Origin of the sequence: Okeania sp. SIO2F5, assembly GCF_010692685.1 — a bacterium.
GTDB lineage: Bacteria > Cyanobacteriota > Cyanobacteriia > Cyanobacteriales > Microcoleaceae > Okeania > Okeania hirsuta.
Genome location: NZ_JAAHGU010000100.1, coordinates 1 through 13,974, shown reverse-complemented (window position 1 = coordinate 13,974; position 13,974 = coordinate 1). Strand labels below are relative to the sequence as shown.

The window sequence follows — 13,974 nt, the reverse complement described above, 5'->3', positions numbered from 1 at the left end:
ATGGGTAGTATACTCAACATTTTTTAAATTAACCTTGCATTCTTAACTGATTTTTTCTATTAAGTGCTTCTTGGTAATTAGGCTTAATTTCCAAAGCTATATTGTAAGAAATAACTGCTTTTTGAATATATCCTAATTTTTCCAAAATTAATCCTCTTTTAAACCATATTTGATGATTACCTGGTCTTAAAGAAACTATTTGGTCGTAGGCAGCGATCGCTTCTTCATACTGCTCTAACTTTTCCATAATTGTAGCTAGTTCTGACCAAGCTTGATAATTATTAGGCCAAATTTTAATAGCTCTATTATAACTCATAGCAGCCTCTCGATCATTTCCCATTTTTGCTAAACATAATCCTCGTTGCAACCAAGCATCAAAATTATCAGACTGTTTAGCTATGACCAAATCATAAGCTGCTATTGCTTGAGAGTATTTTTGTAACTTTTCTAAAGCAGCTCCTCTTTGTAAACCAACTTTAGCAACAGAAACTCCTTGTTTTACACTCATTTCTATGACTTTATCATAAGCGGCTAATGCTGCTTCGTACTGCTGGAGTTTTTCTAATGCTTCTCCTCGAAAATTCCAAGCTTCTAAAAAATCTGGTTGGGTAGCAATAGCATTCCCATAGGCAATAAGAGCTTCATTGTACTTACTAAGTGCCATGAATGCTTTGCCTCGACCTAACCAAGATTCTGGATAATTAGAATTAATTGTAATTGCCTGATTAAAAGATTCTAATGCCTCATCATATTTAAATAAATCTAATAAAGTATGACCACGACTAATCCAAGCTTCCGGTAAATTAGGATTAATATTAATTGCTTTATCAAAACAAGCAATTCCTCCTTCTTTCCAATGATTTTTTAAAGCTAATCCTTTATAAAACCAAGCTTCATAATCATCTGGATTTAATTTAATTACTTTATTAAAAGAAGAGACTGAATCGTGATATTTGTGTAGTTTGCTTTGAGCAATTCCTCGGTTAAACCAAGCCAAATAATTATCAGGTTGTAATTCTATTGCGTGGTCGTAACTAGCTACTGCTTCTGCATAACGGTAAGTTTCAACTAAAGCTAACCCTCTATTTAACCAAATATGATAATTATCAGGTTGCAATTTTACAGCACAGTCATAAGCAGCTAATGCTTCAGCATATTTTTTTACACTTAATAAAGCTTGCCCTTGAGCATACCAAATTTCTCCCATCATCGGTTGTATTTTTAGTGCTTTTTTATAACAGTGGATGGCAGCTTGACACTGTTTAAATTCAGCTAAAATAATACCTTTATTGTACCAGAGTTCATAATTATTTTGGTTGAATTTTATTCCTTTGTCAAAGCAAGCGATCGCTTCTTCATACTGTTTTAAATTAGATAATACAACACCGTAACAATTCCAAGCTTCATCATCATTTGACTTGATAGATAGCGATCGCTTATAAGCTTCTATTGCTTGTTCATATTTTTGTAGTTTATAGAAACAATGACCTAGTTTTAACCAACCTATAGCCCAGTCTGGCTTGATTTTAACGGCATTTTCGTAGTAGGATATGGCTGACTCGTATCTGCCCATATTATACATTCTGTTGCCACGGTCATATTCTGGAAATGCAGAAAATATACTAAAAATTCCGTTAGACCCGGAGATGTTTTGGCTATTAGTATTGTCTAATGTTGTTAAAAGTGTCAATTTTTGGTGGGATGATTGAAAATCAGTTTTGGTCATAATTTTTTTTTCCTTGAACTTGATAGAATCTATCTCAAAATAGTATTATATCTTGTACATTTATTTAAAATCTACCTAGATGGTCTAAGTTTCACTAATCTATATATTTATATATCTTCAGAACAAAATGTAAACTATAGGTTTAGAAAAGCGATAGTCAATAAGTCAGGAGTTTAGAATAGCAACAGCAAAAGTGCTTCGCCCTTGCTGCTATATTAAAAAGTCTGTGTGAAGTGAAGTAATATCATGTCCGTTTAATTAGTTATAATAAAATTCTTAGGTCGTAGGTCTGAGGTCGTAAGTTCTAGGTGTAAATTCAAGTGAAAACACTGGAAACGGAGCACAAATTTGGGATATTACTTCAATATCGCTAATATCGCTTCAATAGAACATTTTTAACTTAATCATTCAGACATAGTATAATTCTGAAAGCAAACTATTTTTGAGTAATATCAAATCTGTTTAATTGCATATATTAGGAGAAGGAAGAAGGAAAAAAGAAAAATCTTGTATTGTCTGAGTTTTAAGCTTTTGATAGTCAAATACAGTAATGGTGACTACTATAGATCCAATGTGACACCGATATGGAATAGTAAAATTTCTAGCAATACTGAACATTTAAGGGTTTAGTATCCTCTACTGAGTTTGATATAACATCAAGACTGCAAACAAAAGAGGATTTGAGCAAAGTTTCACTACAAAAGAAAAAAACAAGGTTAGGTATGGCATTTGCTCGCGCACAACTACATTAACACGGAGCGTTGCGTCAGCAGTATTGCCCATCAAATTGTCACAGAAGAACATGGCGATGAGATTACCTGCGATTCTACACTTGGGTAAGGGACAACATTTACAATTTTTTTTAACTATATTTATTACCATATATGTTATTTTTTTTCAACAGCTTTGATATAATAAAAACTAATTAAATTTATATAAAATATTTATACTTGTGAATGATTAAGACGCGACAATTAGGTCGATTGGTGTAACAATCAAATAGGTGACAAAAACAGGTTAGCTATTATCCACTTTTAAATAAAGAGCTTAAAAGCATAACTAACCTATTTTTAGGCAAATAAATTTGCCTGAGCAATCTTAGATGTTTCTTTATGTTGTTCTGAAAATTGGAACTAGAGACTTTAAGTAGTAGGTCTCTCAAATATATTACTGCGGATCATTTTAATACAGGGTGGGGACATCACCTCTGTCAAAATTGCGGTCAGGGTTTCCCGGGCTGAAAAGTCTTGCGTGGTCGCGTAAGCACAACGTCGGGAGTATATCAAATTTGTTGATGCCATGGAAAATAATTTAGTCTGAATACTTCTGCTGTTGAGGACAGTAAAAATTACTTACCAGATAATTGGGTTTAAAGCCTCGCCCATAAGCGGGCGACTTCTCATGTTATTATAAGATTGGTTTCAACACCCGTCTTGTCTCATAAATACTGTCGAAAAAAAGATTAGGTTGAAACTCCTTCAGTTGAGAGCTGAACTTGGGAAGCTTTCAGCTCAATGAGCAGTTTGCGCCTTGAAGGCACAAATAAACCCACAAGAATTTTTGATAAGTCGCGGGAGGGCATTCCGAGACTCTAAACGGACGTGGAGGCAAGCATAAGACTACTGTCAAATTAGCAGCCTAAGAAGCGTCAACCCACCGAAGAGCTACGGCTCAGTAGGAATCTCCGTGCCTTTAGGCCGCAGAGGATGTCAAAGCATCCTCAGACTATTTGCAATCAACCCCTCTGGTCACTTAGACCTCTTCACATTAGTGTGTGAGGAAAAATTCTACTGGAAAATCAAAAGTCAATATCTTGAAGAAGTAGTCAGGAGTCAGGTAGAGAAGCCATCAGAAGAATGCGACCTATGGAATTCTCACCCTACCAAGCGCATTTACAGCGTGTAGATGGTGAAGTCTTAAACCCATAAGGGAAAAGATAATTAACTTTTGATTTTTGCCAATTAAATTAATCGATCATAACTATTGACATATTACTTTTCCGGTAAAGTAAAAAAATTCACTGTAGAACTCTTATAGAGACCTAAATGCAAGTATTAATTTGAGAAAGCGAGTGTGTAATTCTGAGGTCTTCTCATAATGTAAGACACACTCAAGATATGCGGTCGGATTTACTGTGAATGCCTGTGGACGGAGTGCTGCCGACAGTTCCGCAAGAAGCAGGAAGTAAACATCATAGCTGTCAATCGATGTGACGCTTTGTATCAGTTTTATAAAGCAGTCTTGAGACGCTATGCAAAATCTAGTAAAAACAGGGGTATAGATGAAGCCCCAAAACATTAACATTCTAAATACTATGACTGCTCGTATGTATACTACAGTACCTAAATTTCAGCCATTAAAACCCTTGCGACAATGGCTAGATCATATAGAAATTAACAATCCCAAATTAGCAAGATTTCTGTGCCAGTTAATTCCCAGTCAGTGCCCTTTTGAGCGCGATATCACTTTTTTTGGTCATATCTTGTTTCATATTCCTCCCATGTGCAAACTTAACCCTCTTTATGATGAATTAATTGGTTTGAGGTTTAGAGCTTTGTGTTATTTAGCGGATATTTGTGGAGAAGATGTTACCTCATACTGCTAGTCTTGGAAGCAATAATCAAACCCATTTTTACCAATAAATTAGGTCCAAAGCCTCCCCTTGAAAGGGGATAAAAAAGGAAATTTCGGATTTTCTTACCTCCCTATTGCAGGAGGTACTGTTAACTGATAACTGATAGTGTAGCTCCTCTGTAAAGAGGCTAACTGATAACTGAAATGACCGCTTTTTATGTTGGCGAAAACCGAAAAGGCAAAGCTTTCCCAGTTAAAAATTAATCAATTGAAATCAACTTTTATTCTATGGGAAAGCTATGAGATACTTGACTGTAGCTAAATTCAAACCACAGCCATTAATAATCCCTTAAATAATTTGATGCCATCTGTATCACCTAACATTGGGTCTGATGCTCTCTCTGGATGAGGCATCATTCCCAACACATTGCCTTGACGGTTGCAGATCCCAGCAATATTATTAAGAGATCCATTGGGATTAGCTACTTGACTAATTTCACCATTTTCCGTACAGTAACGAAATAAAATTTGACGATTATTCTCTAATTCTTTCAACGTTTCTGTATCAGCATAATAACGACCTTCACCATGAGCTATTGGTAAACGAATCACTTCTCCTTTTGTATAAGTAGATGTCCAAGCAGTATCAGAGTTTTCTACTTTGACCGGAACTCGATCGCAAATAAAATTTAATTGCTGATTTCTGACTAATGCTCCTGGCAACAGTCCTATTTCTGTCAATATCTGGAAACCATTACAGATACCTAATACTAACTTACCTTTTTGGGCATGAGCAACAGTTGCTGCCATGACTGGAGAAAAACGAGCGATCGCTCCGCATCTGAGATAGTCGCCATAGCTGAAACCTCCAGGAATAACTATTACATCTAGACCGGAAATATTTTCTTCTTGATGCCAAACCATGCGAGTTGGTTGACCTAATAAACTTTGAGTTACCCAAGCTACATCCCGATCGCAGTTGGAACCGGGAAACACAATAATACCAAACTTCATATTAATTTCAATGATAGTTGCTATACTCTGAAAGTGTGAGACTTCAGGTGTTATTGCAGATTTTTCAAGAGTACTATGCACTAGCAACTAGGTCTAAAACTCCACTTTCACAACTGATGTCCACAGTTTCACCTAAAATCTACCACCTAAAACCTAGCACCTTCTTTGACAGTTTCCATTAAACATCTCCAAAAATCAAAAATAAAATCAATTCTGATCCATAAATTATCAATTATTTCTCCATGTTGCCTGTTGCCTGTTGCCTGTTGCCTGTTGCCTCTTTTCTGGAGATGTCTATTAAATCAAAACGATAATTTTCAATGACAGGATTCGCTAATAGTCGATCGCAGATTAATTCTAGTTGTTCCTTAGCTGTTGCTTCATCGGTTGCCTGAAGCATCAACTCAATATATTTACCAATTCTAATTTGTTCTACATTGTCATATCCCATCTGTGCCAACCCAGATTTAACTGCAGTACCAGCAGGATCTAAAACAGATGGTCTTAGGGTAACATATATATGTGCCTGATATTGTTTTGTCACGAGATTAAAAAATATTAGATTTCAACTGACCACGTTAGATATTATCAGTTAAGTTCTATTCATAGTTAACCACATTAGCCATGAAATCCAATCGTACCCGGTCTCAAGAGCGTATTTTAAAGCTATTAAAAATCCAGAAGCGATCGCTATCTGCTCAGGATATTTATTCAGCACTGCGCGAATGTGACCAACCTCTGGGATTAGCAACAGTCTATCGTTCTTTAGATGCCCTCAAACAAGAAGGGGTAGTAATTGTCCGGACTTTGGCCAATGGCGAATCTGTATATAGTTGCTTACAGCAAAACCAACATCATCTGACCTGTGTAAAATGTGGGACTTCTATTCCTATTTATGAATGTCCTGTGCATAATTTAGAAAATAAATTACAGAAGTCCCACAAATTTAAGATTTTTTATCACACTTTAGAGTTTTTTGGACTTTGTGACAGTTGTACTTTAACTTGAAGAAGGAGTCAGGAGACAGCTATACTGGAGACAGAATAAATTGCATGGGGATAGTCAACGACCGGCCACTTCATGTCTTAATAACCCCAAATAATTGTAGACACCGGGGGTGATGATGGGAATTTATACCCCATAAAGCTTCCTTCCAGGAGACAGTTCCGATGAGCAAAGCCAAAAAATTCTACTGACTTTGAACTGAATTTTTGCCATCTGCCACAATGGAACGCATACCTTCTAAAGTTGCTGGAATATTTCGGGGGTCCATGAACATAACTTTACTACTGTCACTACTACCAATTTTCTGACCCATATCCAAATAGTTTTGAGCCAATAAAAATTGGAGTGCTTCTTTAGCATTGGGGTCTTTATGGAGGGTTTTAGTAATAATTTCTAGTGCTTCTGAAGTTGCAGAAGCTCTTAATACTTGAGATTGACGTTCAGCTTGAGCTTTAAGAATAATTGCTTTTTGTTGTGCTTCTGCTTCTAAAATAGTTGCTTTTTGACGAGCTTCAGCATCAAGGACTTGTGATTCTGCCTTACCTCTAGCAGAGTTAATTGCAGAATCTCTTTCCCCTTCTGAAGTTAAAATTGCTGCCCGTTTTTGTCGCTCCGCAGTCATCTGTAATTCCATAGAATCTTGTACTGCTTTTGAAGGGCTAATATCTCGTAATTCTACCCTAGTTACTTTCACTCCCCAAGGGTCAGTAGCTATGTCTAATTCTCTGAGTAATACCTCATTAATTTCTGTGCGTGCTGTAAAGGTTTGGTCTAATTCTAATTTACCCATTTCTGCCCGAATTTGAGTTAGAACTAGATTAACCATTGCAGATTTAAGGTCTTCGACTTTGTAGTAGGCTTTTTCCAAATCCATAATCCGCCAATAAACCACAGCATCTACACTAATTGCTACGTTATCTCTAGTAATACATGGTTGAGGTGGAATATCTAATACTTTTTCCCGAATTGTTTCTTGATAAGAAATTCTATCTAAAAATGGGATAATAAATTTCAAACCAGCATCTAATTTTCTGCCATTATATTTACCTAAAGTTTCTACTAAAGCTTCGTTTCCTTGATTAATAACTTTGACACTTCCGGCTAAACTTGAACCACCTAAAGCTAAAAAGACTAACAAAAAAAACTGTTCCATTTTTAATCTCCTAATTATCTAATTAGTTGTTATCTCAATTGACTTTGGTGAGGGAGATAAACTGAAGAATTTAATAAATTTTCTGGCAGTACAAATAAAGTATTACCTTCACGTCTAACGACAATAACTTTTTCATGAGCAGCGATCGTGCTACTTTCATCGTCACATTTTGCCCGCCAAGAATTACCTTCATAAATTACTCGACCAGGCTGGCCTGGTAATATTTCTGTTAAAGTTTCTGCTTCCTGAGCATCTGCAATAGTCGCCACTGTATGATTGGGCAACAGGCGACGGAAGGCAAGAATAGAAGCTACAGAAAAAATCATCCACAAGGCCACTTGTACGCTAATACTAGGAATTAAGAGGGACACTCCTGCCACAACAAAGGCGCTTAGTCCCATCATAAATTCAACAAAGGCTGTGGGTACGAGGAGTTCTAAAAAACAAAGAATTGCCCCAGCCAGTAACCAAAATATCGTTGGATTTAATAGCATGGATAAATGGGAGTGGTGAGGTTAAATTTATGAGTGATTTTTCAGTAAAATTACTGTAGTTTGCTTTCATCACTAGCTAAAATTATTTCTTGACAAATAGTCAAGTATATAATTTATTTTATTCTGAAATTTATGAAGATAACTTCTATCTCAACATATCTTTGCGTCTTGACACAAAGAAAGTCAGTTTGGAACCCTCCTAAATTATTTATCAACACCGAAAAAAACAATTCCTTATATAAGTTCTCAAATTAATATTTCTAGTATAATTTTTAATTTTTAATTTTTAAATATTGAGTTAATAAAATGTCTTCTACCCCACTAATTCATTGCCCAAATATTAACTGTCCTCATCCGGCCAATTCCTGGGGTCGCCAAGAGTGCGAAGCTTGCCAAACTCAATTAATCTATCGCTATTTATGGGCTGTTGATGCCGGAGTTGAGATTCCTGTTGGGGAGTTTCTGGGCGATCGCTACTATGTTGTAGCTCCACAAGTTTGGCTGGATACTAAACCTGCTCAACCTCCTTTTATGTATGAGGAGTTACCAGATAATATAACGCCATATTTATATTTATATCCCTATAAACTCCATACACCAGGGGTATATGGTTTTTATCAATATGGAGAAGAAGCTTATCCTAGAGACATTCTGTTGTTAGACAATGTTCCTCTAGACTCTCAAGGTCAGTTGTATCCTGCTTTTGTAGAGGCTTGGCCTACAGCAACTCCTGTACGTCAAGTTTACTGGTTATGGCAAATAATGCAGTTATGGAAACCTTTATCAAAAGAGCGCATGGCTTTCAGTCTTTTGACAAATAGTTTAAGGGTCGAAGGTTGGCGGTTACGACTATTAGAGTTGGACTTACAAAACCGTAACACTAAACATAGAGATTTAAGGATTTTTTGGTCTAATTTGATTCCTACTGCTCATACTCATATCCAACAGCCATTACAAGAGATTTGTCAGATGATTGGAGATATTGGGGAATCTCTGGAGGCGATCGCCCCTAAATTGAACCAACTCCTATTGGAACAGGCGGCCAAATTACCATTAAGTGCAGAAATAGTAGGAGCTACGGATACTGGGCCTGTGCGTCTCCATAATGAAGATTGTTGTTATCCAACGGAACAAGATTTAGCTAGCAAGCAATTGGTGCCCCATTTAGCAATGATTTGTGATGGGGTAGGTGGCCATGATGGCGGAGAGGTAGCTAGTCAACTAGCAGTACAGTCCATTAAAAGATTAGTACAAAATCTATTGACAGAAGTAGCCCAACAACAGGATTTAACATCACCAGATTTGGTAATGAAACAACTTGAGGAAATTATTCGGGTAGTCAATAACATGATTGCCACTGAGAATGATGAACAAGGAAGAGAGTCCCGACAACGTATGGGTACAACATTAGTTATGGCGCTACAATTGCCCCAACAGGTAAAACCTTCTCTAGAATCAAATCCGAATAATGCCCATGAATTGTACATAGCTAATTTGGGAGATAGTCGTGCCTATTGGCTAACTAAAAATGCTTGTCAATTGTTGACTGTGGATGATGATGTGGCTTCTAGGGAGGTGTGTCTCGGTCATTGTCTGTATTGGCAGGCATTACAACGTCGTGATGCGGGTGCCCTGACTCAGGCTCTTGGTACGAGGGATGGGGAGTTTATTTGTCCCACTATTCAAAGATTTTTGATTGAAGAAGAGGGTTTATTGTTATTATGCTCGGATGGTCTGAGTGATAATGATTGGGTTGAGAAGTCTTGGACTGAGTATACTCCTAGGATTTTTCGAGGTGAATTTTCTCTCAAGCAGGCAGTTGAGTATTTGATTGAGTTGGCAAATCAGAAAAATGGTCACGATAATACTTCGGTGGTGCTTGCCCACTATCGTATTTCTCCAGAACAGTTGATTTTATTGAATAATCCTACAGCAAGACCTCTGGAAAGGGAGGTAATGCCAGAATTATCTGAAGCTTCTAAAGCACTTCTTTATAGTGATGATGATGAAGTTTCGGAGCTTAAACCTGAAGCTGATCTTAAGTCTGGCCCTGATTCTGAGGTGGAGGCTATGCCAAAATCTCCAAGGTTAAAACCGTGGATGTTTATGGTTGGTTTATTGTTGATATTATCTGTAGGGGCATTTGTAGCGGTGTGGCGCAATTGGGAAAATTTTCGCTCAAATCCTAATGATGCTCCTACATCTTCGGAAAGTCCAATGATACCTGAGCCTTCGGAAGCTCCTGTTTCTCCTGATTCTTAATGTTTAATTTTGGACTTATAGCTGAGATACTAATTTTTGTCGCTCTTTTGACTTCTTTTCAATGTTCTCTGTCCCCTAGCTCCAAGATATTTTCTGCACAAGTTAAACAGGACTGCTATATAGATTAATTGATAGTAATTTGAACTTTAATATTATGTTTATAGTTGATTAAAAAATTGTTCAACGTGAAATTTATGTAGATTTAGGGTTGGTTTTATGAAAGAATAGGAAGATTCTTAAAGCTAGTGTAATTTATTCTTGGAGTTACATTAGTTAAAAAGCGTTTCCTGACGGAATGCTTCCCTACGGGATGCTACGCAAACGCAAACAGCAATTGGTGTATTCAGCTTAGATTTTACTAAAACTGAGAGAAATACAATTTAAAAAGGGATTTAAACCCCTCTTAAATTATTCGGCTTCTACAAGTCGGGGATTTCAATCCTAGCTGATAGCTGAAAGCTTTTAGCCCAGAGCTAGTTAAATTTCTAGGAGATGATAGTATAAGGTTTTAATATATGAATGTAGGCGATCGTGTTCGCGTGAATAAATCTGTTGTTGTTTATATTCATCCTGAAAATAGAGGACAACCATTCGATCTTAAAGATGAGGAGGGAGAAGTTATTGGTATTGTCAATGAATGGAAGGGCAGACCAGTTAGCGCTAATCTACCAATTCTTGTCAAATTTACAGAAAAATTTAAAGTTCATCTGAAGGAAGAGGAATTAGAACTTATATAGCAGAAGGACGAAGGCTTTAGTTATCTAGGAGAGAAGGAATCAGAAAAAATATGGCGTTATCTGAGTTTTAAGCTTTTGATATGTCAGCGCTCTTTCCTTCGACTACTATAGAATAACTTAAGGTTAATACTAATAGGATTTATGGGGCATTGTCCCCATTTATTTTCCTATTTTTTGACTTTAGGGTGAATTAATTGCAAGAAAAAACCTAAAATATTAATATCACTCCGCATTTTTTGTAGTTCTTTTTGGTGTTGTTCAGCTATCTTATAATACCACTGACAATAATTTTGAAAATTTTCTCTATATTTTACCTCCTGATAAAATTCCTGAGTAGTTTGAGAAATTTGAAAAATTTCTGTAGCAGGTGAATTTGTTTCTGGAAAGATGCTTCTTAATTCTGGAGGCATTGATTTCATTCCTAAATAGTAAAGATAAGTAAGAAAAAATAGGGAAGGGGTAAATTGTATATTTTATCCCTTAATTCAAATACATAAGTTGATATAAAAATTAAACCTTTTGTTTATTCTAAAAATTGTTAAAAGCATCTTGTATAACTTAGCAAATTTTTTCTCTGTTGACAAAAAATAAGGTCTCAAGCCTCTCCTTTTAAGGGGATAAAAAGCGGTCGATCTTCGGAGCTTCCCGAAGAGTGGGATGGCGATCTTCGGAGCGGGTCTGCAAGAACGGGTCTCCCCGCCATATCCAATCGACCAAGGGAAAGAAAATTCTGAATTTCAAGCCTCCTGCTTAAGCCGGAGGTACTGATAGCCTAGTGGGACCTAAACATTTTATGGTCGAAAAATGGCGCTCGTGTCAGTCTAGATCAGGAAATTGCGTCAATGCACTAAAAATCCCTAGAACCCTTGGTAATTAAGGATTTATGCTTTTTTGAGGTAAAAGCCTTTTCCTATATATATTTGAGCCTATTTTCTACTTCTATTTTGTGTAAGTCCCACTAACTCCTCTGTAAAAAGGCTAACTGATAACTGATAACTGAATTGACTATTCCCTAAAAATCTACAATATCTTGCAATTCAGACAATATTGCTATATATTAAATCCTTTGTTTCATGCTAACTACTGACTACAAAAAAATATATTATAACCACCCTCGCAGACGATATACTATTATACCTATATATTCTTTTAAAGCTTTAGTAGAATTTTGTAAATTTGCAGCATCAGGAATAATATTTAACAGAAAACCTTGCCAACTATCTTGTATTTCTTGTAAATCTCTTTCAGTAACTAAAAAATCTGTTGGTGCTGGAATTACTGATATTTTCTGTTTTTTGAAGATTGATATTGAGCGAGGAGTATGCAGTGCTGAAGTTACTAACAAAACATTGCCTTTAATTTCATTTTTCTCTAAAATTTGTTTGACATTAACAGCATTTTGATAAGTATTTAGAGAGTCTGTATCTTGTAAAATTGCTGTTTTTGGTACTCCCATAGTTTCAGCAATTTCTGCCATATCTCCAGACTCAGGGTTCCCTCCATCTTTCCAATCAACTCTACCACCACTTAATATAATTAAAGGTGCTTTACCCTGCTGATATAATCTTATTCCATGTAAAATGCGATCACCTGCTTCACTAAAATCTACCCAAGGTCGGGGTGAATTTGCAGGTTTAATTCCACCACCTAAGACTACAATTGCTTCTGCTGAAGGTAATTCTTTCGGCGGTAAATTTTGCCATTCTAAGGATTTAATAAGTCCTTGAGAAATCCACGAATTACTAAACATAAATGTTACTGTAAATGCCAGAAAAATTACTAATGCTGACCATTTAGGATACCACCACAATAAAATAAAAGCTATCAGCATTAGCAAGCAAGATAACCCCAAAGGATAGATAAATAAAGGGAGTAATTTAGAAAAAAACAAAAACATTAGAAGTGAAAGATTAGTATTTTTTTCGAGATTTTTGATATCTTCTGGAAGAAACTTGACTTGACCTTGAAAGCCAACTTAAGATAGAAACACCGCTACGTTCTCTAGGTGTTTTAGGCCATGTATTAAGTGGTTTTGGTGGTTTTGGTGGTTTTGGGGAATCTATAGGTTCAGTATTTGTTTTCTCTGGAATTTCTGGTATTGATTCTATTTGTGACCAATACCCTAATAAACCAGCAGAAATGCCTGCAATTACACCCAATACAATACTTAATTTTATTGTATATTCTAGGAGGCTAAAGCTAATGCTGAAAAACAGAGTAGCTGCTAGTCCGGCAATTAAGCCTGTTGATATTGATTGTTTATCCATGCTTTGGCCAAGGCATTAAGTGATTGATGTTTGAAAAATTATATCAACTTCGCTTAAATAGGCATATTAAATTCTATATTCTGACTTCTGGCTTCCGTGAATTGTCCAATAAATGGCTTTCCTACATGAATTACTGATGTGCAATACAATACAATCACAAGTTAGAGTTCTGCTTAATGGATAAGACACGATCAAACTGAAGAGTCAAAGAATTTCCTGATTCGTTAGTAATTTGGCGCGAAGCTAAGTCAACTATTAATCAATTTTTGTTCAATGCAATTCCCATCTTTTTAGTTATCACTGTTATTGCTTCTGTGTTGAATTAGTTAGGAGCGATCGCAGCTTTAGCCAATATTATTAACCCTTTGATGGGATGGTTTAATTTACCCCCTGAAGCCTCATTGCCTATTGTTTTAGCTTCTATTCGCAAAGATTGACTGCTATTATTTGCCGAACCCGAAACCTTGGCTATGTTAACTCCCTTGCAGGTTTTGACTGGGGTGTATCTAGTCGTCCGACAATATTATTTGTTATCCAAACGAATTCAAACTAGGCAATGATTCATTTAACTTCTGTCTATGAGACCTCTTGCAAAAGTAAACTATAAAATAAGGGGGCTTTGTTGCATGAAAGTAGCGATCGCCAAAAACTCCCTTAGTTGGAAGTTAACTAGATTTCTACTTTGTAGCTCTGGGGTTTACCATTTTGAATCATCACGTTGAGTATGGAACATTGTATGAAT

The 13,974-nt window shown here is 36.2% G+C and carries 12 protein-coding genes; 4 read left to right on the top strand and 8 right to left on the bottom strand.

The features are described 5' to 3' along the window. Window positions 1-28 precede the first annotated feature (28 nt). Window positions 29-1,726, bottom strand: a complete 1,698-nt coding sequence (locus F6K27_RS23720; protein WP_287278628.1) for a tetratricopeptide repeat protein — start codon at window positions 1,724-1,726, stop codon at window positions 29-31. Between the two features lie 2,314 nt (window positions 1,727-4,040). Between F6K27_RS23720 and F6K27_RS23715 the strand changes: the two genes are divergently transcribed. Beyond that, window positions 4,041-4,331, top strand: a complete 291-nt coding sequence (locus F6K27_RS23715) for a Mo-dependent nitrogenase C-terminal domain-containing protein (RefSeq protein ID WP_240039180.1) — start codon at window positions 4,041-4,043, stop codon at window positions 4,329-4,331. A gap of 293 nt (window positions 4,332-4,624) precedes the next feature. Here the strand turns inward: F6K27_RS23715 and purQ are convergent, their stop codons facing one another. Then, the gene (gene purQ, locus F6K27_RS23710) at window positions 4,625-5,314 is read right to left on the bottom strand and encodes a phosphoribosylformylglycinamidine synthase subunit PurQ (protein WP_124147355.1); all 690 of its coding nucleotides are present in this window, start codon (window positions 5,312-5,314) and stop codon (window positions 4,625-4,627) included. Window positions 5,315-5,546: 232 nt separating this feature from the next. After that, window positions 5,547-5,858, bottom strand: coding sequence for a phosphoribosylformylglycinamidine synthase subunit PurS (gene purS / locus F6K27_RS23705; protein WP_124147356.1), 312 nt, complete (start codon window positions 5,856-5,858; stop codon window positions 5,547-5,549). An 80-nt stretch (window positions 5,859-5,938) separates the two neighbouring features. Here purS and F6K27_RS23700 point away from each other — a divergent pair, with 80 nt between their 5' ends. Then, a complete protein-coding gene (locus F6K27_RS23700) occupies window positions 5,939-6,322 on the top strand; it encodes a Fur family transcriptional regulator (RefSeq protein ID WP_124147357.1) in 384 nt (127 codons plus the stop codon). A 181-nt stretch (window positions 6,323-6,503) separates the two neighbouring features. Here the strand turns inward: F6K27_RS23700 and F6K27_RS23695 are convergent, their stop codons facing one another. Further along, window positions 6,504-7,472 carry an SPFH domain-containing protein gene (locus F6K27_RS23695; protein WP_124147358.1) on the bottom strand — a complete coding sequence of 323 codons (969 nt, stop codon included), beginning with the start codon at window positions 7,470-7,472 and terminating at the stop codon, window positions 6,504-6,506. A 29-nt stretch (window positions 7,473-7,501) separates the two neighbouring features. Next, window positions 7,502-7,966 (bottom strand): NfeD family protein, encoded by a 465-nt coding sequence (locus F6K27_RS23690; protein WP_287278626.1) that lies wholly within the window; start codon window positions 7,964-7,966, stop codon window positions 7,502-7,504. 306 nt (window positions 7,967-8,272) lie between these two features. Here F6K27_RS23690 and F6K27_RS23685 point away from each other — a divergent pair, with 306 nt between their 5' ends. Beyond that, window positions 8,273-10,228, top strand: coding sequence for a PP2C family serine/threonine-protein phosphatase (locus tag F6K27_RS23685; RefSeq protein WP_287278624.1), 1,956 nt, complete (start codon window positions 8,273-8,275; stop codon window positions 10,226-10,228). 515 nt (window positions 10,229-10,743) lie between these two features. Continuing rightward, complete coding sequence (locus tag F6K27_RS23680) at window positions 10,744-10,965, top strand: ferredoxin-thioredoxin reductase variable chain (RefSeq protein ID WP_287278622.1); 222 nt, start codon at window positions 10,744-10,746, stop codon at window positions 10,963-10,965. A gap of 167 nt (window positions 10,966-11,132) precedes the next feature. Here F6K27_RS23680 and F6K27_RS23675 read toward each other — a convergent pair whose 3' ends face one another. From F6K27_RS23675 to F6K27_RS23665, 3 genes are all read right to left on the bottom strand, one after another. Next, complete coding sequence (locus tag F6K27_RS23675) at window positions 11,133-11,375, bottom strand: hypothetical protein (protein WP_287278620.1); 243 nt, start codon at window positions 11,373-11,375, stop codon at window positions 11,133-11,135. 692 nt (window positions 11,376-12,067) lie between these two features. Next, on the bottom strand, window positions 12,068-12,862 hold the full coding sequence (locus F6K27_RS23670) for a YdcF family protein (RefSeq protein WP_124147364.1): 795 nt from the start codon (window positions 12,860-12,862) through the stop codon (window positions 12,068-12,070). A gap of 13 nt (window positions 12,863-12,875) precedes the next feature. Then, window positions 12,876-13,232: a hypothetical protein gene (locus F6K27_RS23665; RefSeq protein WP_124155508.1), complete on the bottom strand. Its 357-nt coding sequence runs from the start codon at window positions 13,230-13,232 to the stop codon at window positions 12,876-12,878. Window positions 13,233-13,974: the final 742 nt, after the last annotated feature.

Coding starts and splice junctions, on each gene's coding strand:
- F6K27_RS23695 (WP_124147358.1), bottom strand. CDS start 7,472: ATGGAACAGTTTTTTTTGTTAGTCTTTTTAGCTTTAGGTGGTTCAAGT.
- F6K27_RS23680 (WP_287278622.1), top strand. CDS start 10,744: ATGAATGTAGGCGATCGTGTTCGCGTGAATAAATCTGTTGTTGTTTAT.
- F6K27_RS23665 (WP_124155508.1), bottom strand. CDS start 13,232: ATGGATAAACAATCAATATCAACAGGCTTAATTGCCGGACTAGCAGCT.
- F6K27_RS23720 (WP_287278628.1), bottom strand. CDS start 1,726: ATGACCAAAACTGATTTTCAATCATCCCACCAAAAATTGACACTTTTA.
- F6K27_RS23715 (WP_240039180.1), top strand. CDS start 4,041: ATGACTGCTCGTATGTATACTACAGTACCTAAATTTCAGCCATTAAAA.
- F6K27_RS23670 (WP_124147364.1), bottom strand. CDS start 12,862: ATGTTTTTGTTTTTTTCTAAATTACTCCCTTTATTTATCTATCCTTTG.
- F6K27_RS23690 (WP_287278626.1), bottom strand. CDS start 7,966: ATGCTATTAAATCCAACGATATTTTGGTTACTGGCTGGGGCAATTCTT.
- F6K27_RS23685 (WP_287278624.1), top strand. CDS start 8,273: ATGTCTTCTACCCCACTAATTCATTGCCCAAATATTAACTGTCCTCAT.
- F6K27_RS23675 (WP_287278620.1), bottom strand. CDS start 11,375: ATGCCTCCAGAATTAAGAAGCATCTTTCCAGAAACAAATTCACCTGCT.
- F6K27_RS23700 (WP_124147357.1), top strand. CDS start 5,939: ATGAAATCCAATCGTACCCGGTCTCAAGAGCGTATTTTAAAGCTATTA.
- purQ (WP_124147355.1), bottom strand. CDS start 5,314: ATGAAGTTTGGTATTATTGTGTTTCCCGGTTCCAACTGCGATCGGGAT.